Raw genomic sequence first — 24,423 nt, 5'->3', positions numbered from 1 at the left:
TCGCCAGAAGACGTCGTATGACAAGCGCTGTTGTCAGCCCTCTTTCCTGCGCTCGGCTTCTTCGCTGGCCAGGCGCAGCCGCTCGCGGCTGTTGGAGAGGTGCAAGCGCATGCCGGCCCGGGCGTTTTCAGGATCACGCCGGGCGATGGCTTCGAGGATGCTCAGGTGCTCCTCGTTGGAGCGGCGCAGATAACTCTGCCCCGGCGCCGAGGAAAACACCGAGGTGTCCAGGCGCGTACGCGGAATCGTATTGATGCCGAGCTGACGGTAGAAATTCTCGAAATACGGGTTGCCGGTGGCCTGAGCCACGAGCAGATGGAACTTGAAGTCTGCGTCGACCGAGCTGCCGCCTTTGCTGAGCTCGTCGTCGAACTCGCGCAGGGCCTGACGCATTTCCTCCACCTGCGCATCCGTGCGACGCAGCGCAGCAAGACCTGCCGCCTCGGTTTCGACGCTAATGCGCAGTTCCAGCATGGCCAGCAGTTCGCGGATGGTCATGGCCGTGGCGCTGTCCATGTGCAGCGGCGAAGCCACTGGCTGGGCCAGCACGAAGGTGCCCACCCCATGGCGCGTCTCGACCAGCCCGGCGGCCTGCAGGCGCGACATGGTTTCGCGCACCACAGTGCGGCTCACGCCATGTTCGGCCATCACTTCGGGTTCAGTCGGCAACTTGGCGCCGGCCCGATAGACACCGTTGCGGATCTTGCCCGCCAGGTCGTTCATGACTGTCTCGACCAAGCTGGGGCCGCGTTTGCGGGCTGGCAGCAGCGAGCCATCTGCTTTGTTCATAGGGTTTTCCGCAGTCAGAGACAACGCTTATAGGAAACATTCATGCGCTCATTATACTGGCTGATAAGACGTACGACGACATACGACATATCTAGCTGAAGTCTGCGGCACCTGCCAGGTTTCATAAGGGCATTCGCCGAAAACCCTGATCCGAGGTCAGCATGATTGCAACGCACAGCAGCACCCCGATCGTGACCGAAATGCGGGTGATCCCGGTCGCCGGGCACGACAGCATGTTGTTCAACCTGTGCGGCGCGCACGGCCCCTATTTCACGCGCAACCTCGTGATCCTGCGCGACAACGCCGGCCACACCGGCATTGGCGAGGTACCCGGCGGCGAAGGCATCCGCCAGGCGCTGGAGCGCTCGATCAGCCTGGTGCTTGGCAAGCCGATCGGGCTCTACAACAGCGTACTCAACAGCATCCGGCGCAGCTTCGTGAGCGGCCACACCGCCCACCAGGCCACGGTGCATCAGGTCACCTCGGAATCCGAGGCGCGCGTGCTCAAGCAGCCGCACGAAATCAACCTGCGCATGGACAACGTGATCACCGCCGTCGAAGCCGCCCTGCTGGACCTGCTCGGCCAGCATCTGGGCGTGCCGGTGTGCGAGCTGCTCGGTACGGGCAAGCAGCGCGATGCGGTGCGCATGCTCAGCTACCTCTTCTATATAGGTGAGCGCCAGCGCACCGACCTGCCCTACCTCGCCGATGGCGGAGCGAAGAGCGAGTGGTATCGGCTGCGCAACGAAGTGGCCATGACGCCGGAATCCATCGTGCGGCTGGCCGAAGCCTCGGCCGAGCACTATGGCTTCAATGACTTCAAGCTCAAGGGCGGCGTGATGGGCGGCGAGGAAGAAATGGCTGCCATCGCCGCCATCAAGCAGCGCTTCCCGCAGGCCGGCGTCACCCTGGACCCCAACGGCGCCTGGTCGCTGAATGAGGCCATCGCGCTGTGCAAGGGGCAGGGCCATGTGCTGAGCTATGCCGAAGACCCCTGTGGGCCGGAAGCCGGCTACTCGGGGCGCGAGATCATGGCCGAGTTCAAGCGTGCCACCGGCATCCGCACGGCCACCAATATGGTCGCCACCGACTGGCGCCAGCTCAACCACTCGCTGAAGCTCGATTCGGTCGACATCCCGCTGGCCGACCCGCATTTCTGGACCATGCAGGGCTCGGTGCGCGTCGCCCAGATATGCGACGAATTCGGCCTCATCTGGGGCTCGCACTCGAACAACCACTTCGATGTGTCACTAGCCATGTTCACCCATGCCGCCGCAGCTGCGCCGGGCCAGATCACCGCCATCGACACCCACTGGATCTGGCAGGAAGGCCGCGAGCGCCTCACTACCGAGCCGCCGCGCATCGTCGGGGGCTGCGTCGAGGTGTCCGCGAAACCGGGCCTCGGCATCGAGCCGGACATGGATCGCATCCTTCAGGCCAACGAGCTTTACAAGAAAGTCGGCAGCGGCGCGCGCGATGACGCGATGGCCATGCAGTACCTGCAGCCCGGCTGGAAGTACGACCCCAAGCGCCCCTGTTTCGTTCGCTGAGGAAACTCGCTCATGACCCCCGCACAGCCCTACTCCGCCTTTCCCAACCAGTTTCGCCGCAATCTCATCGCCGGCCAGAAGCTGACCGGCTGCTGGTGCGCACTGGGCAGCCCGATCAGCACCGAAGTGCTGGGCCTCGCCGGTTTCGACTGGATCCTGCTCGACGGCGAGCACGCCCCGAACGACGTGCTCTCCTTCATCCCGCAGCTGATGGCGCTGAAAGACAGTGTCAGCGCGCCCGTGGTGCGCCCAGCCTCGAATGACGCTGTGCTGATCAAGCGCCTGCTCGACATCGGCTTCTACAACTTCCTCGTGCCCTTCGTGGAGAGCGCCGAAGACGCGGCCCGCGCCGTAGCCGCCACGCGCTACCCCGGTGCCGGCATGCGCGGCGTATCGGTGGCGCATCGCAGCAACCGATACGGCACGGTGAAGGATTACCAGCAGATCATCAACGACAACATCAGCGTGATCGTGCAGATCGAAAGCACCCTGGCGCTGAGCAATATCGAAGCCATTGCCGCCGTCGAGGGGGTGGACTGCCTCTTCGTGGGCCCCTCCGATCTGGCCGCCGGCATGGGGCATCTGGGCAATGCGGCCGATCCCGCCGTGCAGGCAGCTATCACCCGCATCTTTGCTGTGGCCAAGGCCGCCGGAAAGCCCAGCGGCATTCTGGCGCCGGCAGAAACCGATGCGCGTCGCTATCTTGAGATGGGCGCCACTTTCGTCGCTGTGGGCAGCGACCTGGGCGTATTCCGCAGCGGCACGCAGGCCCTGCGCGACAAATACCTCTGAACGACACGCCATCACCCATTCGCACAAGGAGTTTCGCAATGAGCAAGCTGGGTTTCGTAGGGCTGGGCATCATGGGCACGCCGATGGCGGCCAATCTCATCAAGGGCGGCCATGAGCTGGCGCTGTTCACCATCGGCCCGGTGGCCCCGGCGCTGACCGAGGCGGGCGGCAAGGTGTATGCCTCCGCCAAAGAGGTTGCGCAGCATTCCGACATCATTTTCATCATGGTGCCGGATACGCCGCACGTAGCCGCAGCCCTGTTCGACGAGCACGGCATTGCCGCGGGCCTCACCGCCGGCAAGATCGTGGTGGACATGAGCTCGATCTCGCCGATCGAGACCAAGGAATTCGCCGCGAAGATCCGCGCGCTGGGCTGTGAGTATCTGGACGCACCGGTTTCCGGCGGTCAGGTCGGCGCCGAAGCCGCCACGCTCTCCATCATGGTCGGCGGCAGCGAGGCCACGTTTGAAACTGTGAAGCCGCTGTTCGAGCTGATGGGCAAGAACATCACCCTGGTCGGCGGCAATGGCGACGGGCAGACCGCCAAGGTGGCCAACCAGATGATCGTGGCGATGAACATCCAGGCCGTGGGCGAGGCGCTGCTGTTTGCCTCCAAGGCCGGTGCCGATCCGGCGCGGGTGCGTCAGGCGCTGATGGGCGGCTTCGCCTCCTCGAAGATCCTCGAAGTGCATGGCGAACGCATGATCAAGCGCACCTTCAACCCGGGCTTCCGCATCGAGCTGCACCAGAAGGATCTGAACCTTGCCCTCACTTCGGCCCGCAAGCTCGGCGTGGCCCTGCCCAACACGGCCACCTGCCAGGAAATGTTCAACACCTGCGCAGCGCACGGCGGCGCGGCCTGGGATCACTCGGCGCTGGTGCGCGCGCTGGAGATCATGGCCAATTTTGAAGTCGGCCAGAAATCCTGAACCACGAACCCCCGGCTCCGCCCCCTGCAGCCCGGGCGGGTCGCTTAACAGAGCAGCCAGAACGCAGCACGGCTTTACCCGATGGCGTTGCACCCCTCCAGGTCAGCGCCGGACCCACACTCCAGGAGGACTCTTGATCATGAAGAAGGCAATCGGTTTCACGCTCGCGGCCATGACGCTTGTCATCGGCTCCACTTTCGCCCGGGCCGCAGATGTTGCGTGGCCGACGCGCCCTGTGCAGATCATCGTGCCGGCCGGCGCCGGTGGCGACACGGACTTCAACGCCCGCCAGATGGCACGTTACTTCGAGAAGATCACCGGCAAGACGATGATCGTCACCAACGTGAACGGCGGCGGCGGCACGATTGCCATGTCCCAGGTGGCCGGCGCGGCGCCGGATGGCAACACCATCTTGTTCGCCCACACCGGTCACCTGATCGTCAATGAAGTCTCGGGCCTGACCAACGACAAGTTCGACGCCAAGTTCGACATTTCCTGTATCGCCGCGGTCGACAAGAGCGTGGTGCTGGCCGCCGGCAAGAAGTCCGCCCTGAAGGAAGTGAAGGACATCGTCGCCAAGGCCAAGGCCGCACCGAACTCGGTGATCTACGGCACCGAGCTGGGCGGCTACTCGCACCTGCAGGGCCTGATCTTCCAGAAGCAGGCCGGCATCCAGATGAAGTTTGTCGACGTCGGCTCGGCTTCCGACAAGATCACCTCGTTGCTCGGCGGGCGCATCGATCTGGCCTCGATCTCCTACGGCCCGGTGAAGGATTACCAGGCCACCGGCGACATGTTCATGGTTGGCCAGTACAACAAGGCCCGCAACCCGCTGCTCGGCGAGATCAAGACCTTCAACGAACAGGGCATGACGTTCGACATGGAGAAGCCCTACATCGTCGCGTTCCCGAAGGGGACCAACCCGGCCATCATCAAGAAGATGTCCGACGTGATGGCCCAGATCACCAAGGATCCGGCCTACGCCAAGGCCCTGGAAGAGGGCTTCAAGCAGCCCGTGGCTTTCTACCCGACCAAGGAAGCGATCACCGAGCTGAACGCGGTGCGTGACGATTACATGCAGTACAAGGATCTGCTGCGTCAGAAGAAGTAAGCCTGCAGAGAGGGGCGCGCACCACGGCGCGCGCCCTTCGGCGCCCGGCTCTCAACCTTCTCCAGGAAAAACATCATGAGCAACATCCGAACACGCGAATTCGCGGTAGGCATCGTCTTTCTGCTGATCGGCCTTGGCTATCTGTACATGACCAGCCAGTTGCCCCGCAAGCAGTTCATCGACGCGGCCTTCGTGCCCTATGTGCTGGCCATCACGATGTGTCTGCTCGGCGGCTTCCAGCTGTGGGACGCCAGCAAGGTCGGCACCGACGCCCCGGCCAAGGCCGACGACAAGGCGGACTACCGCACCGTCGTGAAGACCCTCGGCCTGATCATCGCCTATGCAGCCCTGCTTGAGCCGCTCGGCTTTCCGGTGATCACGGCGATCTACCTGTTCGCCCAGTTCATCGTGCTGACGCCGAACGACCATCAGGTCAGCCTGCCGAAATATGCGCTGATCGCGGTGCTTACCTCAGCCATTGTCTACGCCACTTTCCGCTATGCCTTCGACATGCTTCTGCCGGTCGGTGTGCTGAGCGCCTTCCTCAACTGACAAGGGGCCCACCATGCTTGCATTGTTCCAGCAGGGCATCGAGATCGTTTTCACCTTCCAGGTGCTCGGACTCATCTTCTTCGGTACCGTGGTCGGCATCATCTTCGGTGCCATCCCCGGCCTCACCGCCACCATGGCGGTGGCGCTGTTCCTGCCCATCACCTATTCGCTGAGCGCCACCTCCGGCATTGCGCTGCTGGTGGGGCTCTACATCGGCGGCGTGTCCGGCGGCCTGATCTCCGCCATCCTGCTGAAGATTCCGGGTACGCCCGCCTCGGTAGCCACCACCTTCGATGGTGGGCCGATGATGGAAAAGGGTGAGGGTGCCAAGGCGCTCGGCGTCGGCATCTTCTATTCCTTCGTCGGTACCTTCGTCTCCATCCTGGCCCTGATCTTCATCGCGCCCACGCTGGCCAAGATCGCCCTGAGTTTCGGACCGCACGAGTACTTCTCGATCGCCATCTTCTCGCTCACGCTGATCATCACACTTTCCACCGGCTCGATGGTCAAGGGCGTCTTTTCCGGCGCCTTAGGCTTCATGTTCTCGACCGTCGGCATCGCCCCGGTGGATGCCATCACCCGCTTTACCTTTGGCCAGACCGAGCTCAATAGCGGCTTCGACATCCTGCCCGTGCTGATCGGCCTGTTCGCGATCTCCGAGATCATCAAGGTCGCCGAAGAGGTGAAGAGCGAGCAGCATGCCCAGATCCAGGTGGTCAAGCTGAAGGGCTTCGGCTTCTCGCTCAAGGAGTTCTTCGAGCAGGGCTGGAACTGCATCCGCTCCATCCTGATCGGCACCGGCATCGGCATCCTGCCCGGCATCGGTTCGGGCACCTCGAACATCGTGGCCTACATGGTGGCCAAGAAGCAGTCGAAGAACCCGGAGAAATTCGGCACCGGCTGCATCGATGGCATCGTGGCATCCGAAGCGGCTTCGTGCTCGGCCGTGGGCGGGGCCATGATCCCGCTGCTGACCCTGGGTATTCCGGGTGACACGGTGACGGCCATGTTGCTCGGCGGCTTCATGATCCACGGCATCCAGCCGGGGCCGTTGCTGTTCATGTCGCAAGGCCCGCTGGTGTATTCGATCTTCATCGCGATGATCGTTTCTGCCGTATTCATGCTGATCTGCGAGCTTTACGGCGTGCGCATTTTCGTGAAGATGCTGGCGATCCCGAAGCACATCCTGCTGCCGATCATCCTCGTGCTGTGCGTGGTGGGCGCCTTCGGCCTCGGCAACCGCATCTTCGACGTGGGCACCATCGTGTTCTTCGGTCTGGTCGGCTACGCCTTCGTGAAGTGCAAGATCCCGCAGACGCCCTTCATCATCGGCCTGATCCTCGGCCCGATGGCGGAGACCAATCTGCGCCGCGGCCTGATGCTCTCGGATGGCAACTTCATGGGCTTCCTGACCGAGCCGATCTCGGCCGGCTTCCTGGCTGTCGCAGTCGCGTCGGTGGTGCTGCACATTTACAAGACCCACGCTGCCCGGCGCAAGCAGCGCGCCGCCAGCCTGGCCTGAGCCAGCCCCCTCAGCAGACCGGTGATGCGCTCACCGGTCTGCTGCGTTGAATGTCATACGCCCTTCAAGCAGGCTTCGAAGGGCTTTGTGTCTTGTCAGGATGCGCCGGAGAACATGATGTTCGAGTTGAGCCAGATCCGCTGCTTCGTTGCCGTCGCCGAAGAATTGCACTTCAGTCGCGCCGCCGAGCGCCTGAACATGACCCAGCCGCCCTTGAGCCGCCAGATCCGTCTGCTGGAGCACAGCGTCGGCGCGCAGCTGCTCGAGCGCAGCAACCGCTCGGTGCGCCTCACCGCCGCCGGCAAGGCCTTTTTCCCCGAAGCCTCACGCATCCTGCGCATGGCCGAGGAGGCCGCCACCCTGGCGCGGCGGGTGGGCAAGGGCGAGGCAGGCTCGCTCGCCATCGGTTTTACGGCGGCCTTCGGCTATCACCTGCTGCCGCAGCTGGTGCGCCGCCTCAAGGTGCGTGCGCCCGGCGTGTCACTCACGCTCAAGGAGATGGTGAGTGCCGCCCAGCTTGAAGCCCTGAGCGCAGGCCAGCTGGATGTGGGCCTGCTGCGCCCGCACCCGGGCCACGGCGAGCTGGAAACTCACGCCCTGGGCGGCGAAACCCTGCTTCTGGCGATCCCCGAGCAGGACGCCGCGCTATGGCCCGCCGAGGTGGCGCTGAAGCTGCTGCAGGATCGCAACTTCCTGATGTATTCGCCCTACGAGGCGCGCTATTTCCACCAGCTGCTGGTGGGCTGCTTTGATCGCGCCGGCGTGGTGCCGCGCGTGGTGGAGCATGTGGGGCAGATCCACACGATGCTGGCACTGGTGGCCTCCGGCGTAGGCGTGGCCCTGATCCCCGAATCGGCCAGCGGCCTGCATCTGGAAGGCGTATTGCTGCGCAAGCTGCCTGAGTTGGGGCCGATGGTGGGGCGCGTGGTGTCGTTCCGGCGCGATAACGACAACCCCATGCTGACGCTGTTCCGGCGCGATGTGCTGGCCCCGCTGATGCTGTGAGCGCTCGCTTGTCGACCCTATCCAGAACTGCCGTAAACCCTAGTCACGATACAAAATCTGAATCAATTCAATCATTCATTGGTTTGATGGACGCATAAGCCAGCTCTAGGATTCGTCTCATACCCATCTGCCCTGTGCGGTCGATTTCCGGCCCGCAGGTTTGACTCCCGGAGGAGACAATGACTCAGACCCAAAGCGTAGCAGCCACCCTGGACGGCCCCGTACCTGCGGCCCAAGCCCCGGCGGCAAGCACACCGAAACTGGATTCCAAGGCCCGCTGGGGCATCCTGGCGATGCTCTTCCTGGTGACCACGATCAACTACGCCGACCGTGCCACGATCTCGATCGCCGGCCCGGAAATCCGCCGCGTATTCGAACTCTCGCCGGTGGAGATGGGCTACATCTTCTCGGCTTTCGGCTGGTCCTACGTGCTGGCCCAGCTGCCCGGCGGCTGGCTGCTCGACCGCTTCGGCTCCAAGATCACCTACTTCTTCTCGATCTTCCTGTGGTCGCTGTTCACGCTGATGCAGGGCGCCATCGGTTTCTTTACCGGCGGTGCTGCGGTGGCAGCGCTGATCTGCCTGCGCTTGCTGGTAGGCGCCGCTGAAGCGCCGTCCTTCCCCGGCAACAGCCGCATCACCTCGGCCTGGTTCCCGACGCATGAGCGCGGGCTGGCGGCCGCCATCTTCAACTCGGCGCAGTATTTCGCCACCGTGCTATTCGCCCCGATCATGGGCTGGATGGTGCATGAGCATGGCTGGGAAAGCGTGTTCTACGTGATGGGCAGCCTCGGCTTGCTGGTCGCGCTGCTGTGGCTCAAGATGATCCATAGCCCGAAGGCCCACCCCTCCATCAGCAAGAGCGAGCTCAGCTACATTGAGGAAGGCGGCGGTCTGGTGCATCTGGATGCCGGCCAGGGCGCAGCCAAGAAGGCCGCGCAGGTCGATACCTGGGCTTGTATCAAGGAGCTGCTGTCCAGCCGCATGCTGCTGGGCGTGTATATCGGCCAGTACTGCATCACCACGCTGACCTACTTCTTCCTGACCTGGTTCCCGGTGTATCTGGTCACCGAGCGCCACATGACCATCCTCAAGGCTGGTTTCGTGGCCTCGCTCCCGGCTGTGGCCGGCTTCCTCGGTGGCGTCTTCGGCGGCTGGCTGTCCGACCGCCTCACCCGCAGCGGCTGTTCGCTGTCGGTGGCACGCAAGACGCCCATCGTGTTCGGCATGCTGATGTCGATGAGCATGATCGCCTGCAACTACATCTCCACAGATGCACTCGTCATCGCCATCATGTCGCTGGCCTTCTTCGGCAAGGGCGTGGGCGCACTGGGCTGGGCCGTGGTGTCCGACACCTCGCCGAAGGAGGCCGGCGGCCTCTCTGGCAGCCTCTTCAACACCTTCGGCAACACCGCCGGCATTACCACCCCGATCGTGATCGGCTACATCGTGCAGGCCACTGGCTCCTTCGCTGGCGCCCTGGTGTATGTGGCGGCCTGCGCGGCCCTGGCGATCGCCTGCTACCTCTTCGTGGTGGGTGACATCAAGCGCGTGACGCTGAGCAAATCGATCCGCAACTGAACCTGACTCTCAGCCATGGCGGCCCGCATGGATGGGCCGCCAAGCACCCTCCCCCTCATTTTCTTCCTTGTGGAAAGAACGCCATGAACACACAAACGCACAGCACTCCGGTCATTCGCGAACTGCAAGTGATCCCCGTCGCCGGCCGCGACAGCATGGAGCTGAACCTCTCCGGCGGCCACGGCCCCTTCTTTACCCGCAACATCGTGATTCTCAAGGACAGCGCCGGCAACACCGGCCTGGGTGAAGTGCCCGGCGGTGAGAAGATCCGCCAGACCATCGAGGATGCCCGCCCGCTGATCATCGGCCGCACCCTCGGTGACTACAACGCCGTGCTGAATGCCATGCGCCGCACCTTCGCCGACCGCGATTCCGGCGGCCGCGGCCTGCAGACCTTCGATCTGCGCACCACCATCCACGCCGTCACGGCCGTGGAGTCGGCCTTCCTCGATCTGCTGGGGCAGTTCATGAACGTGCCAGTGGCGGCACTCCTCGGCGAAGGCCAGCAGCGCGATGCCGTGCAGATGCTGGGCTATCTCTTCTACATCGGCGACCGCAACAAGACCACGCTCGGCTACCGCGATGAAGCTGGCGCCGACAACGACTGGTTCCGCCTGCGCAACGAAGAAGCGCTCACTCCCGAAGCCATCGTGCGCCTCGCCGAAGCCACGCACGAGCGCTATGGCTTTCAGGACTTCAAGCTCAAGGGCGGCGTGCTCTCTGGCGAAGAAGAAATGGAAGCCATCATTGCCCTGCACGAGCGCTTCCCCGAAGCCCGCATCACGCTGGATCCGAACGGCGCCTGGTCGCTGGCCGAAGCCATCCGTCTGTGCCGCGATAAGCACGGCATCCTGGCTTACGCTGAAGACCCCTGCGGCGCCGAGAACGGTTATTCGGGTCGCGAGGTGATGGCCGAATTCCGCCGCGCCACCGGCCTGCCGACCGCCACCAACATGGTCGCCACCGACTGGCGCCAGATGGCCCACTCCTGCCAGTTGCAGTCCGTGGATATCCCGCTCGCCGACCCGCACTTCTGGACCATGCAGGGTTCGGTGCGCGTCGCCCAGATGTGCGAGATGTTCGGCCTCACCTGGGGTTCGCATTCGAACAACCACTTCGATATTTCACTGGCCATGTTCACCCATGTCGGCGCTGCTGCACCGGGCAAGGTCACCGCCATCGACACGCACTGGATCTGGCAGGACGGCCAGCGTCTGACCAAGGAGCCGCTGAAAATCGAAGGCGGCTACATCAAGGTGCCGGAGAAACCCGGCCTGGGCATCGAGATCGATATGGCCGAAGTGGAGAAGGCCCATCAGGCCTACAAAAACATGGGCCTGGGCGCGCGCGACGATGCGGTCGCCATGCAATTCCTGATCCCGGGCTGGACCTTCAACAACAAGCGCCCGTGCCTGGTGCGCTGAGGACATGAGCATGAATAGCCCTGCCTACACCCCCATCCCCAACAGTTTCAAACGCCGCCTGCAAGAGGGCGAAAAGCTGATCGGCTGCTGGCAACAGCTGACCAGTCCTTTCTCGGTTGAAGTCATCGGCCTGGCCGGCTTCGACTGGATGCTGCTCGACGCTGAACACGCGCCGAACGACATGCAGAATCTGGTCATGCAGCTGATGGCCCTCAAGGACAGCGCAAGTGCGCCGGTCGTGCGGCCACAGTCGAATGATCCGGTGCAGATCAAGCGTCTGCTCGATGCCGGCTTCTACAACTTCCTCGTGCCCTTCGTCGAGAACGCGCAGCAGGCCACCGCCGCCGTGGCCGCCACGCGCTACCCGCCCGAAGGCATCCGTGGCGTATCGGTCGCCACGCGCAGTAACCGCTACGGCACGGTGCCGGACTACCAGAAGGTGGTGAACCACAACATCGTGGTCGCCGTGCAGATCGAAACACGCTCGGCCGTGGCCGACATTGAGGCGATCTGCGCCGTGCCGGGCGTGGATGTGCTGTTCATCGGCCCCTCGGATCTGGCTGCCGGTTACGGCTACCTCGGCGATCCGGGGCACCCCGAGGTGCAGGCAGCCATCGCGACTGTCGTGGCCGCCGGCAAGAAGCACGGGGTGGCCGTGGGCATCCTTGCTCCGGTGGAGGCCGATGCGCGCCGCTATATCGAGATGGGCATCACGATGGTCGCGGTGGGCAGCGACATCGGCTTGCTGCGCGCCGGCAGCCAGACACTGCGCGACCGCTATGCCGGCGCTTGAACAGACATCATTCATTTTTCAGGAGAAGCAAATATGAGCAAGCTGGGTTTTGTTGGACTGGGCATCATGGGCACGCCGATGGCGGCCAATCTCATCAAGGGCGGCCATGAGCTGGCGCTGTTCACCATCGGCCCGGTGGCCCCGGCGCTGACCGAGGCGGGCGGCAAGGTGTATGCCTCCGCCAAAGAGGTTGCGCAGCATTCCGACATCATTTTCATCATGGTGCCGGATACGCCGCACGTAGCCGCAGCCCTGTTCGACGAGCACGGCATTGCCGCGGGCCTCACCGCCGGCAAGATCGTGGTGGACATGAGCTCGATCTCGCCGATCGAGACCAAGGAATTCGCCGCGAAGATCCGCGCGCTGGGCTGTGAGTATCTGGACGCACCGGTTTCCGGCGGTCAGGTCGGCGCCGAAGCCGCCACGCTCTCCATCATGGTCGGCGGCAGCGAGGCCACGTTTGAAACTGTGAAGCCGCTGTTCGAGCTGATGGGCAAGAACATCACCCTGGTCGGCGGCAATGGCGACGGGCAGACCGCCAAGGTGGCCAACCAGATGATCGTGGCGATGAACATCCAGGCCGTGGGCGAGGCGCTGCTGTTTGCCTCCAAGGCCGGTGCCGATCCGGCGCGGGTGCGTCAGGCGCTGATGGGCGGCTTCGCCTCCTCGAAGATCCTCGAAGTGCATGGCGAACGCATGATCAAGCGCACCTTCAACCCGGGCTTCCGCATCGAGCTGCACCAGAAGGATCTGAACCTTGCCCTCACTTCGGCCCGCAAGCTCGGCGTGGCCCTGCCCAACACGGCCACCTGCCAGGAAATGTTCAACACCTGCGCAGCGCACGGCGGCGCGGCCTGGGATCACTCGGCGCTGGTGCGCGCGCTGGAGATCATGGCCAACTTCGAAGTCGGCCAGAAGGCCTGAGCGGAAAGGGGATGCACATGAGCAGCCAGCGTTCTGCCGAAAGTCTCCTGCGGGACATGTTCCTCGCTGCCATCGAGGCCGCGCAGCCCGCTCACTGCATTCCCGCCTTCCTGCCGGAAGCGCCGCGCGGGCGGCTGATCGTGATCGGGGCCGGCAAGGCCTCGGCCGCGATGGCCGCTGCGGTGGAAGCGGCCTGGCCGGGCAAGCTCGAAGGCCTGGTCGTCACCCGCTACGGTTACGCCGTGCCCTGCCAGCAGATCGAGATCGTCGAAGCCGCCCATCCGGTGCCGGATGAAGCCGGCCTCACGGCCGCGCAGCGCATCCTGGATCTGGTCAGCGGCCTCACGGCGGACGACACCGTGCTGTGCCTGATCTCGGGCGGTGGCTCGTCCTTGCTGCCGCTGCCCCTGCCGGGCCTCACGCTGGCCGACAAGCAGGCCGTGAATCGCGCGCTGCTGGCCTCGGGGGCCTCGATTAGCGAGATGAACTGCGTGCGCCGCCACCTCTCCGCGATCAAGGGCGGACGCCTCGCCGCCGCCTGCCATCCGGCCAAGGTCGTGACCCTGCTGATTTCCGATGTGCCGGGCGACAAGCCCTGCGACATCGCCTCCGGCCCCACCGTGGCGGATATCACCACCTGCGAAGACGCGCTGGCCATCGTGCGTCGCTATGGCATCGCGCTGCCGGCGAACGTGCTCGAAGTGCTCGCCAGCCCGGCGGCTGAATCCATCAAACCGCTCGATCCGCGTCTCGAATATTGCGAGACGCACCTCATCGCCACGCCGCAGATGGCCCTCGAAGCCGCGGCCAAAGTGGCACTGGATGCCGGCGTGACGCCTTACATCCTCGGCGACAGCATCGAAGGCGAGGCGCGCGATGTGGGCAAGGTCATGGCTGGCGTGGCGCTGCAGGTCGTCCAGCATGGCCAGCCTTTCCGCACCCCCTGCGTGCTGCTCTCGGGCGGTGAAACCACGGTCACCCTGCGTGGCCAGGGGCGTGGCGGGCGCAACGTGGAATTCCTGCTGTCGCTGGGCATTGCGCTCGACGGCGCCGCCGGCGTGCATGCGCTGGCTGGCGATACCGACGGTGTCGATGGCGTCGAAGAAATCGCCGGAGCCTATCTCGCCCCGGACACCCTGCAACGCGCCTGGGAGCAGGGCATCCGCCCCAAGGACAGCCTCGCCAATAACGACGGCCATGGCTTCTTCGGCGCACTCGGCAACGCGGTGGTGACTGGCCCAACCCTGACCAATGTGAATGACTTCCGCGCCATCCTGATTGAGGAGCCACAGGCATGAAAACCGTGACCCTGCCTGGCGGCGAAGCAGTGCCCGCACTTGGTATGGGCAGCTGGATGATGGGTGAAGTGCGCGCCAACCGGGCGCGCGAGCTGGCGGCTCTGCAGGCCGGGCTGGATGCGGGGCTGAGCCTGATCGACACTGCCGAGATGTATGGCGATGGTGAATCGGAACGCCTCGTCGGCGAAGCCATCCGGGGTCGGCGCGACGGCGTCTTCCTGGTCAGCAAGGTTTATCCCTTCAACGCCGGGCACCGCAGCATGATCAGCGCCTGCGAAGCCAGCCTGAAGCGTCTCGGGACCGACCGGCTCGACGCCTATCTGCTGCACTGGCCCGGCTCCATCGCGCTGGACGAAACCCTGGAAGCCTTCGAGCGCCTGCAACGTGAAGGCAAGATCCGTTACTGGGGCCTGAGCAATTTCACCGCGCTCGGTATCGACGATGTGCTGAAGGCCTCTCACGGCAAGCTCCCGGTGTGCAATCAGGTGCTCTACAACCTTGGCCGGCGCGGCATCGAATGGGATCTGCAGCCCTGGTGCCGTGCGCACGGCATTCCGCTGATGGCCTACTCGCCGCTGGAGCAGTCGCGCCTGCTGCACGATCCGGGCCTCGGCCGCATCGCTGCCTCCCTGAACGTCACTCCGGCTCAGCTCGCGCTGGCCTGGCTGCTCGGTAACGAGCAATGCATCATCATTCCGAAGGCCTCGAGCCCGCCACGCGTACTCGAAAATGCCGCCGCCCTGTCACTTGAACTGGATGCCGCCACGCGCGCCGCCCTGAACATTTTTTTTCCACCTCCCGCAGCGGCCACGCCGCTCGAAATGCTCTGATGCAGGCTTGCTTCAGGCGTAAAACAGGGCAGGGCGCCGAACACTGTGCCATGGCACGGCAAGGCGATCCAGGCAAGTTATACGCTCGAAGGCAACTCCGCAGGACAAGACGAAAGTGAAGGAAACGCCATGAATATCCCGAATACCGGCAAGGCCCCACTGATCATTCGCATGCACCCGGCCGACAACGTGGCCGTCATCGTCGGCGTGGGTGGCCTGCCCGCCGGCACCGAAGTCGCTCCCGGCGTGGTGCTGCGCGAACATGTACCGCAGGGCCACAAGGTGGCGCTGGAGCCGATCGCCAAGGGCGAGGTGGTGCGCCGCTACGACGTGAGTATCGGCACCGCCCGCGAAGATCTCGCCAGCGGCCGCTGGGTGAATGAAACCCTGCTCGCCATGCCCGAGGCCGTGGGCCTCGAAGGCCTGCCGCTGGCCACCCGCAAGCCGCCGCAACATGCGCCGCTTGAAGGCCATACCTTCATGGGCTACCGCAATGCCGACGGCAGCGTCGGCACGCGCAACCTGCTGGCCATCACCACTACCGTGCAGTGTGTGGCCGGCGTGGTCGAACATGCCGCCAAACGCATCCGCGAAGAGCTGCTGCCGCAATATCCGAACGTGGATGGCGTAGTGGCGCTGAACCACACCTACGGCTGTGGCGTGGCGATCGACGCGCCCACCGCGATCATCCCGATCCGTACCGTGCGCAACCTCGCCCTGAATCCGAACTTCGGCGGCGAGGTGCTGGTGGTGAGCCTCGGCTGCGAAAAACTGCAGCCCGAGCGCCTCGATCTGCCCAAGGCGGTGATGCTCAAGCAGGAGAAAGACGACACGGCAGGCCTCGACGTGGTGTGCCTGCAGAACGAGCAGCACATCGGCTTCGGCGCCATGATCGATTCAATCATGCAGCGTGCTCGCGTCCATCTGGAGCGCCTCAACGCGCGTCAGCGCGAAGTCTGCCCGGCCTCCGCACTGGTCGTCGGCATGCAGTGCGGCGGCTCGGATGCCTTCTCCGGCATTACCGCCAACCCGGCGCTGGGCTATGCCGCCGACCTGCTGGTGCGGGCCGGCGCCACCGTGATGTTCTCCGAGAACACCGAGGTGCGCGATGGCGTGCGCCAGCTCACCGAGCGTGCCGCCACGCCCGAAGTGGGCCAGGCGATCATCCGCGAACTCGGCTGGTATGACGAATACCTGAAGCTGGGCCAGGTGGACCGCAGCGCCAACACCACCCCGGGCAACAAGAAGGGCGGGCTGTCGAACATCGTCGAGAAGGCCATGGGCTCGATCGTGAAGTCCGGCTCATCGGCGATTTCCGGCGTGATCTCGCCCGGTGAGCGCCTGGCAGACCGCGGCATCACGTCGGGCCTGGTGTATGCCGCTACGCCGGCTTCGGATTTCATCTGCGGCACGCTGCAACTGGCGGCCGGCATGAACCTGCACATTTTCACCACGGGCCGTGGCACGCCTTATGGCCTGGCCGAATGCCCGGTGATCAAGGTCGCCACGCGTACCGATCTGGCCCGCCGCTGGCACGACCTGATGGACGTGAATGCCGGCCGTATTGCTGACGGCGAGGCCAGCATCGAGTCCCTGGGTTGGGAAATCTTCCAGCTCATGCTCGAGGTGGCCAGCGGCCGCAAGACCTGGGCCGAGCAGCTGAAGCTCTACAACGCGCTGACTCTGTTCAACCCGGCGCCGGTGACCTGATCCGCCGCAGCCCGGATAGCAGAGAAGCCCGCAAATGCGGGCTTCTCTGTTTTTGTACCGGCCCTGCTGCGGGTACAAGGCTCATGGATTGTGCAAGGCCGCGCTGCGTAGCAGGCGTGCCTTGCTTTCGGAAAGATGCATGCGCAGTGCCGCGCGGGCAGCTTCCGGATCCTGGCGTTCGATGGCGAAGCAGATCTGCTCGTGTTCGCGCTGGGCGTGGTTCAGGAACTCCTCGGGCGAACGGCTGCTGAGGCGGCCCGGGCGCATGCTGGCACGAGTCATCAACAACTCGCTGACATAGTGGAAGAGCTTCAGGAAGTGCGGATTGCCAGCCGCCTCGGCAATCAGGCGGTGGAAGCGTAGATCCGGCTCGAGCGCATTTTCATCCCGCAGGATGGCTTGTTCGATGTCGCGCAAGGCCTGCTTCATGGCCTCCAGCTGCTCCGGCGTACGGCGTTGTGCGGCGAGCACCGCGGCTTCTGATTCCAGCCCGATACGCAATTCGAGCAGAGACACCACTTCCTGGATGTCCGTGAGATGGCCCGAATCAATATGGAATCCCTTGGCCGCTTCCTGCTGCAGCACGAAGGCGCCGGAGCCCTGACGCGTCAATACCCTGCCGTTGGCACGCAGGTTGGCAATGGCCTCGCGTACGACAGTACGGCTCACCCCGAACTCGCTGATCATTTTTTGCTCGCTCGGCAATTGGGTGCCGACAGCGTACTGGCCGGAGGTGATCCGTTCGGCCAGGGTGCGGGTCAGCTGGCCAGTCAGGGTTTCGCGCGGCCGGGCTTTAGTCATGCCGTACTCCTGTGGGCTACCTGTCATGATGACTTTTAACTCGTGTGACGTCTTGAACTTATTATATGACTAGTTTCCAGTGCTTTTTCTCCCCAAGGGAAAGCCCTGATGAAGACGTTCTAAGGCCGTATAAATCCAAAAATAGACATTTATTCAAGGATATATGTAAAAAACCTAGGGTAAACGTCTAGGGGTTTAGTGGGTTTGACGCCTTGGCTTCGTGCTCACTACTATTCAGCTCAACACGTATGACGACTGACAAGATGCGGCCCAGGCTCGCAGAACCAGGAGAAATGATGAAGATCGAAAGCATCCGCGGCACCGTATTCACCTACCCGAGCAAGCGCTCGGTGGATAGCGCGGGCCACTCCCATCCGGGACCGGAGAAGGACGCCAAGCTGGCGATGCTGACCATCACCTGTGATGACGGCAGCGCAGGCCATGCTTTCGGGCCGGTCGAAGTGATTCGCCAGCATGTGCTCGACGCTTTCTTCCGCAAGGTGATGATCGGCGCCGATCCCTTCATGCGCGAACAGATCTGGCAGGACCTCGCCCACTGGCAGCGTGGCAGCGCCGGCCAACTCACCGACCGCGCGATGGCGGTGGCTGATCAGGCGCTGTGGGATCTGGCCGGACGCAAGCTGGGCCAGCCGGTGTACAAACTGATCGGTGGTTACCGTGACAAGGTGCCGGCCTACGGCTCCACCATGTGTGGCGATGAGCTCAAGGGAGGTTTGTCCACTCCCGAGGAATACGCCGACTTCGCCCTCAAGCTGGTGGCGCGTGGCTACAAAGCCATCAAGCTGCACACCTGGATGCCGCCGGTGGCCTTCGCGCCGAATGTCGAGATGGACATCAAGTGCTGTGCCGCCGTGCGCGAAGCGGTCGGCCCGAACATCGACCTGATGCTCGACGGCTATCACTGGTACTCCCGCACCGAGGCGCTGAAGATCGGCAGAGCACTCGAAAAGCTCCAGTTCGCCTGGTTCGAGGAAATGATGGACGAGCAGAGCATGTCCTCCTACGTGTGGCTCACTCAGCAGCTGGATATCCCGATCCTTGGCCCGGAATACATGGGCGGCAAGCACCACACCCGCGCCGAATGGATCAAATCCGGCGCCGCCACCATTACCCGTGCCGGCGTGCCGGGCGTGGGCGGCATCACCCCGACCCTCAAGGTGGCCTACATGGCCGATGCCTTCGGCATGAATTGCGAAGTGCACGGCAACGGTGCGGCCAACCTCGCGGTATGCGCGGCGATCAAGAACTGCCAGTGGTACGAGCGCGGCCTGCTCCATCCTTTCCTTGAATACGACGAGGTGCCGGCCTATCTCAACAGCCTGGCCGACCCGATGGACAAGGATGGTTTCGTCCATCTGTCGCAGCAGCCCGGCCTGGGCGAAGACATCAACTTCGACTACATCGCCGCCCACACCGTCACGACTTACTAAGGACCTTCAAAGGCCCCGTCCGACAGAGACAACCAAGGAGACCCGCATGAAATTCAATCGCCTGCTTATTGCTTCCGCCGTCGCACTGGCCCTGGCCAGTGGTCTGGCCGCGGCCAAGACGCCGAACGATCAGCTGATCGTCGGCATGAGCATGAACAATCTGCTGTCGCTCGATCCGGCCGGCGCTACCGGCAATGATGTGGTCGAGGTGAATGCCAACATGTACGACTCGCTGGTCGAACTGGACCCGGCCGACACCTACAAGATCCTGCCGGGTCTGGCCGAAAGCTGGACGGTGGCACCGGACAACCGCAGCATCACGTTCAAGATCCGCAAGGGCGTTAAATTCCATTCGGGTAATCCGCTGACTGCTGAAGACGCCGCCTGGTCACTGCAGCGTGTGCTGAAGCTAAACCTCGCGCTGGCTTCGGTGTGGAAGAGCTATGGGTTTTCCGCTACCAATGTGGAGCAGAACATCCGCGCGCTGGATGCCGAAACCTTGGTGCTGACCCTGCCCGAGCCGACCGATCCGAAGCTGGTGATCTACACCCTCGGCACCTCGGTGGGCGCCATGGTGCTGGATCGCAAGAAGGTGTTGAGCAACGAGAAGGATGGCGACATGGGCAAGGCCTGGCTCACCACCAACGAAGCCGGCTCCGGCCCCTTCGCGCTGAACGACTGGCGCCAGAAGGATGTACTGCTGATGAGCCGCTTTGACGGCTACTGGCGCGGTCCGGCCAAGTTGAAGCGCGTGGTGCTGCGCCACATGACCGAATCGCAGACCCTGCGCCTGATGCTTGAGCGCGGTGATATCGATGTGGCCGCCGGCATGTCGGTGCCCGATGTGGAATCGATGAAAAAGAATCCGAATGCCGTGATCGAGGCGGTCAAGCGCGGCAATGTGTACTACGTGGCGGTCAGCGTGAAGGATCCGAAGTTCGCCGACAAGCGTGTGCGTCAGGCCATCCGTGCGCTCATCGACTATGACGGAATCAACAAGACGGTGATGCCCAACTACGGCCTCTACCATCAGCGCCCGGTGCAGATGGGCCTGCCGGCCACACTGCCCAACCCTGGCTACAAGCTCGATGTGCCGGCGGCCAAGAAGCTGCTCGCCGAAGCGGGTTTCCCGAACGGCTTCAAGACCACCATCCGGGTGCTCTCCGATCCGCCTTTCATCAACATCGCCACCAACCTGCAGGCCACGCTGGCCATGGGTGGCATCGAGGCCAGTGTGATTCCGGGTACTGGCAACCAGGTGTATGGCGCGATGCGTGATCGCAACTTCGAGATCATCGTTGGCCGTGGCGGCGGTGGGGCCGAGCCGCATCCGCACAGCAGCCTGCGCTCGCTGGTCTATAACCCGGACAACCGGGATGAGGCCAAGCTGACCAACTTCCAGGGCTGGCGCACCTCCTTCATCAGCCCCGAGATCAATGCCCTGATCGAGAAGGCCGAGATCGAGCAGGACGAGAAGAAGCAGATCGTCATGTATCAGGAAGTGCAAAAGCTCTACGACAGTCAGGTGGGGGCGATCCAGCCGGTGTCGCAGATGGTGGATACCGTGGTCTTGCAGAAGGATCTGCGGAATTTCCACAGTCACCCGGCTTCCACCACGCGCTGGCGCGAGGTCTACAAGCAGCGCTGAGTTCCCGATCGCTCATCCGCGCTCTGCGGATGAGCGCCTCCTGTTGCAACGGAGCATTCCATGTCGATCTTCTTTCCTTCTGGCCGTTCCGCGCGCCGGCTGACCGGTTTCGGCCATCGCCTGGGCATCGTGGCAGTGACCCTGCTGGGCTTGCTGGCCATGACCTTCTTCATCGGCCGCGTGATGCCGCTGGACCCGGTGCTGTCCATTGTCGGTTCGGACGCTGACCAGTCCACCTACGATCAGGTCTTCCACCAGCTCGGGCTGGATCAGCCGCTCTACATGCAGTTCGCCTACTACCTGCGCGATCTGTTGCACGGTGATCTGGGCCGTGCGCTGCTCTCTGGCAATGCCGTCACGGCCGACATCGCCCGCGTTTTTCCGGCCACCATCGAGCTGGCCACCATCGCGATTCTCTTTGGTACCTGCGTCGGCGTGCCGCTGGGCGTGTTCGCCGCCACCCGCAAGGGCCGCATGGGCGACCAGGTGGTGCGGGTGATCAGCCTGTGTGGTTACTCAGTACCCGTGTTCTGGTTCGGCATGATGGGCCTGATCATCTTCTACGCCTGGCTGGGCTGGGCCGGCGGCGCCGGGCGCGTCGATCTGGCCTACGACGGTCTGGTACAGAGCCGCACGGGCCTGCTTCTGATCGACTCGGCGCTGGCCGGCGAGTGGGAAGTATTCCAGAGCGCCATCCGCCACATCACCCTGCCGGCCTGCATCCTCGGCCTGCACTCGATGGCCTACATTGCCCGCATGACGCGCTCCTTCATGCTCAACCAGCTCAACCAGGAATACATCATCACCGCGCGGGTCAAGGGCCTCTCGGAGTTCGAGGTGGTCTGGCGCCATGCCTTCCGCAACATCCTGGTGCAGTTGCTGACCATCGTTGCCCTGGCCTACGGCTCGCTGCTCGAAGGCGCGGTGTTGATCGAAACCGTGTTCGCCTGGCCCGGCTTCGGCAGCTACCTCACTTCCAGCCTGCTGCTGGGCGACATGAACGCGGTGATGGGCTGTGTGCTGCTGATCGGCATCATCTTCGTAACCCTGAATCTGGTGGCCGATGCGCTCTACCAGGTGTTTGACCCCCGCACTCGATAAGGCAGGCACCATGACCACGACAACTCTTCCCGCTGTGGCCCGTGAGCAAACGCCGCAATCCTCCGCCCAGGCCCTGCGCCAGAATCTGGCGCGCAACCTGCGCAAGCTGGTGCGCAACCCGCTGTCGGTGGCGGGCCTGGTGGTGATCGGCGCACTGCTGCTGCTGGCCGCTTTCGCGCCCTGGATTGCCACCCACGACCCGCTGGCTCAGGATCTGGCCAACACCCTCAAGGCGCCGGATGCCGCACACTGGTTCGGCACCGACGAATATGGCCGTGACATTTTCAGCCGCCTTGTGTATGGCTCGCGCATCACGCTCTACATCATCTCGTTGGTGACCGTGATTGTCGGCCCGGTGGGGCTCGCCATCGGTGTGATCTCGGGCTACTTCGGCGGCTGGGTGGATACGGTGTTCATGCGCATCACCGACATCTTCATCTCCTTCCCCGGCCTCGTCCTCGCGCTGGCTTTCGTCGCTGCGCTCGGCCCGGGGCTGGATCATGCCGTGATCGCCATCGCACTCACCGCCTGGCCGCCGATCGCGCGTCTGGCGCGCGCCGAAACGCTGTCACTGCGCAAGGCTGACTACATCGTCGCGGTGCAACTGCAGGGCGCCTCCTCCACCCGCATCCTGCTGCGCCATGTGGCGCCGATGTGCCTGTCTTCGGTGGTGGTGCGCCTGACCATGAACATGGCCGGCATCATCCTCACCGCTGCCGGCCTCGGCTTCCTGGGCCTCGGCGCCCAGCCGCCGGTGCCGGAGTGGGGCGCGATGATCTCGGCGGGGCGCCGCTACATGCTGGAGTGCTGGTGGCTGGTGGCCATGCCCGGCGCCGCCATCATGTTTGCCAGCCTGGCCTTCAACCTCTTCGGTGATGGCATGCGCGACGTGCTCGACCCGCGCTCTGAATAAGGGAGTCTCCATGATGAATCTCGATCAAACCAATCTGGACCCCCTGCTGCAAGTGGAGGATCTGCACGTGAGCTTCACCAGCGGCGGCTCGCTGGTCGACGCGGTGCGTGGGGTGTCCTTCGACCTCGGCCGCGAGAAGCTCGCCATCGTCGGCGAATCCGGCTCAGGCAAGTCCACCGTGGGCCGTACCCTGCTGCGGCTGCATCCGAAGAGCGCCCGGATCACCGCCAGCAAGATGCAGTTCGGCGACATCGATCTCGCCACCTGCTCCGAGAAAACCATGCAGTCCATTCGTGGTCAGCGCATGTCGATGATCATGCAGGATCCGAAGTACTCGTTGAACCCGGTGATGCGCGTCGGTGATCAGATTGCCGAGGCCTATCTGGCGCACCACAAGGTCGCGCGTGCCGAGGCCAATCAGCGCGCGCTGGCGATGCTCGAAGCGGTGCGCATCCGCGATCCGCAGCGCGTGTTCCGCATGTATCCGCACGAAGTGTCCGGCGGCATGGGCCAGCGCATCATGATTGCCATGATGCTGATCACCGAGCCCGAAGTGGTGATCGCCGATGAGCCGACTTCCGCGCTCGACGTGTCGGTGCGCCTGCAGGTGCTGGCTACGCTGGATGATCTGGTTTCCAAGCGTGGCCTCGGCCTGATCTTCATCAGCCACGATCTGAATCTGGTGCGCAGCTTTTGCGACCGGGTGCTTGTGATGTATGCCGGCCGCGTCGTCGAGTCCATCGCCGCCGCCGATCTGGAGCATGCGAAACATCCTTATACCCAGGGTCTGCTGGCGTCCTTGCCGAGCGTGGACGTGCGCCGTGAGCGCCTGCCGGTGCTGCAGCGTGACCCGGCCTGGCTTACCGAATCCGTCGGCGTCTGAGGAGAAACAAGATGGCAATGATCGAAGTCGACAAGCTCAACCTGACCTTCGGCGAGGGCGAAGAGGCCAACCAGGTTCTGCATGACGTGAGTTTCGAAGTCGGCGATGGCGAGGCCTTTGGTCTGGTCGGTGAATCCGGCTCCGGCAAGACCACTGTGCTGCGCTGCCTTGCCGGCCAGTACAGCCACTGGAGCGGGAGCCTCGCCATCCACGGCGAGAAGCTTGGCCGCCAGCTCGATAAGGCGCGCTGCCGCAAAGTGCAGATGGTGTTTCAGGATCCCTACGGCTCGCTGCATCCGCGCCATACCGTCGAGACGGCACTGCGCGAACCGCTGGCGATCCACGGCATCGGCGACGCGAGCCGGCGTATCGACACGATCCTCACCAAGGTCGGCCTGCCGACCAATTTCCGCTATCGCTATCCGCACCAGCTCTCCGGCGGCCAGCGCCAGCGCGTGGCGATTGCGCGTGCCCTGATTCTTGAGCCGCGCATCCTGTTGCTGGATGAACCGACCTCGGCACTGGATGTGTCAGTGCAGGCCGAAATCCTCAACCTGCTGGCCGACCTGCGCAAACAGGAAGGCCTCACCTACCTGCTGGTGACGCACGATCTGGGCGTGGTCGCGCATCTGTGCGACCGCGTGGCGGTGATGCAGCAGGGCCGCATCGTCGATCTGATCGAGAGCGCCAGTCTGGTCGGTGCGGTACCCGAGCACCCCTATACCCGCATGCTGGTCGAAGCGAGCCGCCACTACAGCCGTGAGATGGCTGAAGTCGGGGCCGACCTCACTCCCGCTGAAGCCGTCTGAACCCAGGA

22 protein-coding genes are annotated in these 24,423 nt (G+C 63.8%); 20 read left to right on the top strand and 2 right to left on the bottom strand.

Going from position 1 to position 24,423, the window contains the following annotated elements:
• Positions 1-33: 33 nt before the first annotated feature.
• Complete coding sequence (locus tag Q3Y64_RS09400) at positions 34-789, bottom strand: FadR/GntR family transcriptional regulator (RefSeq protein WP_303561273.1); 756 nt, start codon at positions 787-789, stop codon at positions 34-36.
• Positions 790-950: 161 nt separating this feature from the next.
• Here Q3Y64_RS09400 and Q3Y64_RS09395 point away from each other — a divergent pair, with 161 nt between their 5' ends.
• The 14 genes from Q3Y64_RS09395 to garD all read left to right on the top strand — a co-directional run bounded on the left by Q3Y64_RS09395 (position 951) and on the right by garD (position 16,809).
• Complete coding sequence (locus Q3Y64_RS09395) at positions 951-2,339, top strand: enolase C-terminal domain-like protein (RefSeq protein WP_303561271.1); 1,389 nt, start codon at positions 951-953, stop codon at positions 2,337-2,339.
• A gap of 12 nt (positions 2,340-2,351) precedes the next feature.
• Complete coding sequence (gene garL, locus Q3Y64_RS09390) at positions 2,352-3,131, top strand: 2-dehydro-3-deoxyglucarate aldolase (protein WP_303561269.1); 780 nt, start codon at positions 2,352-2,354, stop codon at positions 3,129-3,131.
• Between the two features lie 38 nt (positions 3,132-3,169).
• On the top strand, positions 3,170-4,060 hold the full coding sequence (glxR, locus tag Q3Y64_RS09385) for a 2-hydroxy-3-oxopropionate reductase (protein ID WP_303561267.1): 891 nt from the start codon (positions 3,170-3,172) through the stop codon (positions 4,058-4,060).
• Between the two features lie 139 nt (positions 4,061-4,199).
• Complete coding sequence (locus Q3Y64_RS09380; RefSeq protein ID WP_303561265.1) at positions 4,200-5,171, top strand: tripartite tricarboxylate transporter substrate binding protein; 972 nt, start codon at positions 4,200-4,202, stop codon at positions 5,169-5,171.
• 75 nt (positions 5,172-5,246) lie between these two features.
• On the top strand, positions 5,247-5,723 hold the full coding sequence (locus Q3Y64_RS09375) for a tripartite tricarboxylate transporter TctB family protein (RefSeq protein ID WP_303561263.1): 477 nt from the start codon (positions 5,247-5,249) through the stop codon (positions 5,721-5,723).
• Between the two features lie 13 nt (positions 5,724-5,736).
• The gene (locus Q3Y64_RS09370) at positions 5,737-7,245 is read left to right on the top strand and encodes a tripartite tricarboxylate transporter permease (protein ID WP_303561261.1); all 1,509 of its coding nucleotides are present in this window, start codon (positions 5,737-5,739) and stop codon (positions 7,243-7,245) included.
• A 24-nt stretch (positions 7,246-7,269) separates the two neighbouring features.
• On the top strand, positions 7,270-8,250 hold the full coding sequence (locus tag Q3Y64_RS09365) for a LysR family transcriptional regulator (RefSeq protein WP_303561259.1): 981 nt from the start codon (positions 7,270-7,272) through the stop codon (positions 8,248-8,250).
• Between the two features lie 179 nt (positions 8,251-8,429).
• A complete protein-coding gene (locus tag Q3Y64_RS09360; protein ID WP_303561257.1) occupies positions 8,430-9,830 on the top strand; it encodes an MFS transporter in 1,401 nt (466 codons plus the stop codon).
• An 83-nt stretch (positions 9,831-9,913) separates the two neighbouring features.
• Positions 9,914-11,254 carry a glucarate dehydratase gene (gene gudD, locus Q3Y64_RS09355; RefSeq protein ID WP_303561254.1) on the top strand — a complete coding sequence of 447 codons (1,341 nt, stop codon included), beginning with the start codon at positions 9,914-9,916 and terminating at the stop codon, positions 11,252-11,254.
• A gap of 10 nt (positions 11,255-11,264) precedes the next feature.
• The gene (gene garL, locus Q3Y64_RS09350) at positions 11,265-12,047 is read left to right on the top strand and encodes a 2-dehydro-3-deoxyglucarate aldolase (protein WP_254048161.1); all 783 of its coding nucleotides are present in this window, start codon (positions 11,265-11,267) and stop codon (positions 12,045-12,047) included.
• A gap of 33 nt (positions 12,048-12,080) precedes the next feature.
• Entirely contained in the window at positions 12,081-12,971 is an 891-nt protein-coding gene (glxR, locus tag Q3Y64_RS09345; RefSeq protein WP_303561251.1) for a 2-hydroxy-3-oxopropionate reductase, read from the top strand.
• Between the two features lie 17 nt (positions 12,972-12,988).
• Positions 12,989-14,269: a glycerate kinase gene (locus Q3Y64_RS09340; protein ID WP_303561249.1), complete on the top strand. Its 1,281-nt coding sequence runs from the start codon at positions 12,989-12,991 to the stop codon at positions 14,267-14,269.
• Entirely contained in the window at positions 14,266-15,099 is an 834-nt protein-coding gene (locus Q3Y64_RS09335) for an aldo/keto reductase (protein ID WP_101940404.1), read from the top strand. The genes Q3Y64_RS09340 and Q3Y64_RS09335 overlap by 4 nt, the downstream gene beginning before the upstream one ends.
• Before the next feature lie 129 nt (positions 15,100-15,228).
• On the top strand, positions 15,229-16,809 hold the full coding sequence (gene garD, locus Q3Y64_RS09330) for a galactarate dehydratase (protein WP_303561246.1): 1,581 nt from the start codon (positions 15,229-15,231) through the stop codon (positions 16,807-16,809).
• Positions 16,810-16,890: 81 nt separating this feature from the next.
• On the opposite strand, the gene Q3Y64_RS09325 is transcribed toward garD, so the two are convergent.
• Positions 16,891-17,610 carry a FadR/GntR family transcriptional regulator gene (locus tag Q3Y64_RS09325; protein WP_101940402.1) on the bottom strand — a complete coding sequence of 240 codons (720 nt, stop codon included), beginning with the start codon at positions 17,608-17,610 and terminating at the stop codon, positions 16,891-16,893.
• 293 nt (positions 17,611-17,903) lie between these two features.
• Here Q3Y64_RS09325 and Q3Y64_RS09320 point away from each other — a divergent pair, with 293 nt between their 5' ends.
• Genes Q3Y64_RS09320 through Q3Y64_RS09295 form a run of 6 tightly spaced genes read left to right on the top strand, consistent with a single transcriptional unit; the run spans position 17,904 to position 24,415 of the window.
• On the top strand, positions 17,904-19,061 hold the full coding sequence (locus Q3Y64_RS09320) for a mandelate racemase family protein (RefSeq protein ID WP_216821609.1): 1,158 nt from the start codon (positions 17,904-17,906) through the stop codon (positions 19,059-19,061).
• A gap of 46 nt (positions 19,062-19,107) precedes the next feature.
• Positions 19,108-20,709: an ABC transporter substrate-binding protein gene (locus Q3Y64_RS09315; RefSeq protein WP_101940400.1), complete on the top strand. Its 1,602-nt coding sequence runs from the start codon at positions 19,108-19,110 to the stop codon at positions 20,707-20,709.
• A gap of 60 nt (positions 20,710-20,769) precedes the next feature.
• Positions 20,770-21,810, top strand: a complete 1,041-nt coding sequence (locus Q3Y64_RS09310; protein WP_101940399.1) for an ABC transporter permease — start codon at positions 20,770-20,772, stop codon at positions 21,808-21,810.
• Positions 21,811-21,820: 10 nt separating this feature from the next.
• Positions 21,821-22,723, top strand: coding sequence for an ABC transporter permease (locus tag Q3Y64_RS09305; RefSeq protein ID WP_101940398.1), 903 nt, complete (start codon positions 21,821-21,823; stop codon positions 22,721-22,723).
• A gap of 10 nt (positions 22,724-22,733) precedes the next feature.
• Complete coding sequence (locus Q3Y64_RS09300; RefSeq protein WP_303561237.1) at positions 22,734-23,606, top strand: ABC transporter ATP-binding protein; 873 nt, start codon at positions 22,734-22,736, stop codon at positions 23,604-23,606.
• An 11-nt stretch (positions 23,607-23,617) separates the two neighbouring features.
• Entirely contained in the window at positions 23,618-24,415 is a 798-nt protein-coding gene (locus Q3Y64_RS09295) for an ABC transporter ATP-binding protein (protein ID WP_101940397.1), read from the top strand.
• Positions 24,416-24,423 lie beyond the last annotated feature (8 nt).

The sequence above is a fragment of the Uliginosibacterium sp. 31-12 genome, assembly GCF_030548425.1.
GTDB lineage: Bacteria > Pseudomonadota > Gammaproteobacteria > Burkholderiales > Rhodocyclaceae > Uliginosibacterium > Uliginosibacterium aquaticum.
This window is presented reverse-complemented; position numbering and strand designations above follow the sequence as displayed.

Excerpts from the sequence above, each read along its gene's own strand:
- Q3Y64_RS09365 (WP_303561259.1), top strand. The coding sequence starts at position 7,270 with ATGCGCTCACCGGTCTGCTGCGTTGAATGTCATACGCCCTTCAAGCAG.
- Q3Y64_RS09295 (WP_101940397.1), top strand. The coding sequence starts at position 23,618 with ATGGCAATGATCGAAGTCGACAAGCTCAACCTGACCTTCGGCGAGGGC.
- Q3Y64_RS09395 (WP_303561271.1), top strand. The coding sequence starts at position 951 with ATGATTGCAACGCACAGCAGCACCCCGATCGTGACCGAAATGCGGGTG.
- Q3Y64_RS09325 (WP_101940402.1), bottom strand. The coding sequence starts at position 17,610 with ATGACTAAAGCCCGGCCGCGCGAAACCCTGACTGGCCAGCTGACCCGC.
- garD (WP_303561246.1), top strand. The coding sequence starts at position 15,229 with ATGAATATCCCGAATACCGGCAAGGCCCCACTGATCATTCGCATGCAC.
- gudD (WP_303561254.1), top strand. The coding sequence starts at position 9,914 with ATGAACACACAAACGCACAGCACTCCGGTCATTCGCGAACTGCAAGTG.
- Q3Y64_RS09375 (WP_303561263.1), top strand. The coding sequence starts at position 5,247 with ATGAGCAACATCCGAACACGCGAATTCGCGGTAGGCATCGTCTTTCTG.
- garL (WP_303561269.1), top strand. The coding sequence starts at position 2,352 with ATGACCCCCGCACAGCCCTACTCCGCCTTTCCCAACCAGTTTCGCCGC.
- Q3Y64_RS09305 (WP_101940398.1), top strand. The coding sequence starts at position 21,821 with ATGACCACGACAACTCTTCCCGCTGTGGCCCGTGAGCAAACGCCGCAA.
- Q3Y64_RS09335 (WP_101940404.1), top strand. The coding sequence starts at position 14,266 with ATGAAAACCGTGACCCTGCCTGGCGGCGAAGCAGTGCCCGCACTTGGT.
- garL (WP_254048161.1), top strand. The coding sequence starts at position 11,265 with ATGAATAGCCCTGCCTACACCCCCATCCCCAACAGTTTCAAACGCCGC.
- Q3Y64_RS09370 (WP_303561261.1), top strand. The coding sequence starts at position 5,737 with ATGCTTGCATTGTTCCAGCAGGGCATCGAGATCGTTTTCACCTTCCAG.
- glxR (WP_303561267.1), top strand. The coding sequence starts at position 3,170 with ATGAGCAAGCTGGGTTTCGTAGGGCTGGGCATCATGGGCACGCCGATG.
- Q3Y64_RS09310 (WP_101940399.1), top strand. The coding sequence starts at position 20,770 with ATGTCGATCTTCTTTCCTTCTGGCCGTTCCGCGCGCCGGCTGACCGGT.
- Q3Y64_RS09340 (WP_303561249.1), top strand. The coding sequence starts at position 12,989 with ATGAGCAGCCAGCGTTCTGCCGAAAGTCTCCTGCGGGACATGTTCCTC.
- glxR (WP_303561251.1), top strand. The coding sequence starts at position 12,081 with ATGAGCAAGCTGGGTTTTGTTGGACTGGGCATCATGGGCACGCCGATG.
- Q3Y64_RS09320 (WP_216821609.1), top strand. The coding sequence starts at position 17,904 with ATGATGAAGATCGAAAGCATCCGCGGCACCGTATTCACCTACCCGAGC.
- Q3Y64_RS09315 (WP_101940400.1), top strand. The coding sequence starts at position 19,108 with ATGAAATTCAATCGCCTGCTTATTGCTTCCGCCGTCGCACTGGCCCTG.
- Q3Y64_RS09400 (WP_303561273.1), bottom strand. The coding sequence starts at position 789 with ATGAACAAAGCAGATGGCTCGCTGCTGCCAGCCCGCAAACGCGGCCCC.
- Q3Y64_RS09300 (WP_303561237.1), top strand. The coding sequence starts at position 22,734 with ATGATGAATCTCGATCAAACCAATCTGGACCCCCTGCTGCAAGTGGAG.
- Q3Y64_RS09360 (WP_303561257.1), top strand. The coding sequence starts at position 8,430 with ATGACTCAGACCCAAAGCGTAGCAGCCACCCTGGACGGCCCCGTACCT.
- Q3Y64_RS09380 (WP_303561265.1), top strand. The coding sequence starts at position 4,200 with ATGAAGAAGGCAATCGGTTTCACGCTCGCGGCCATGACGCTTGTCATC.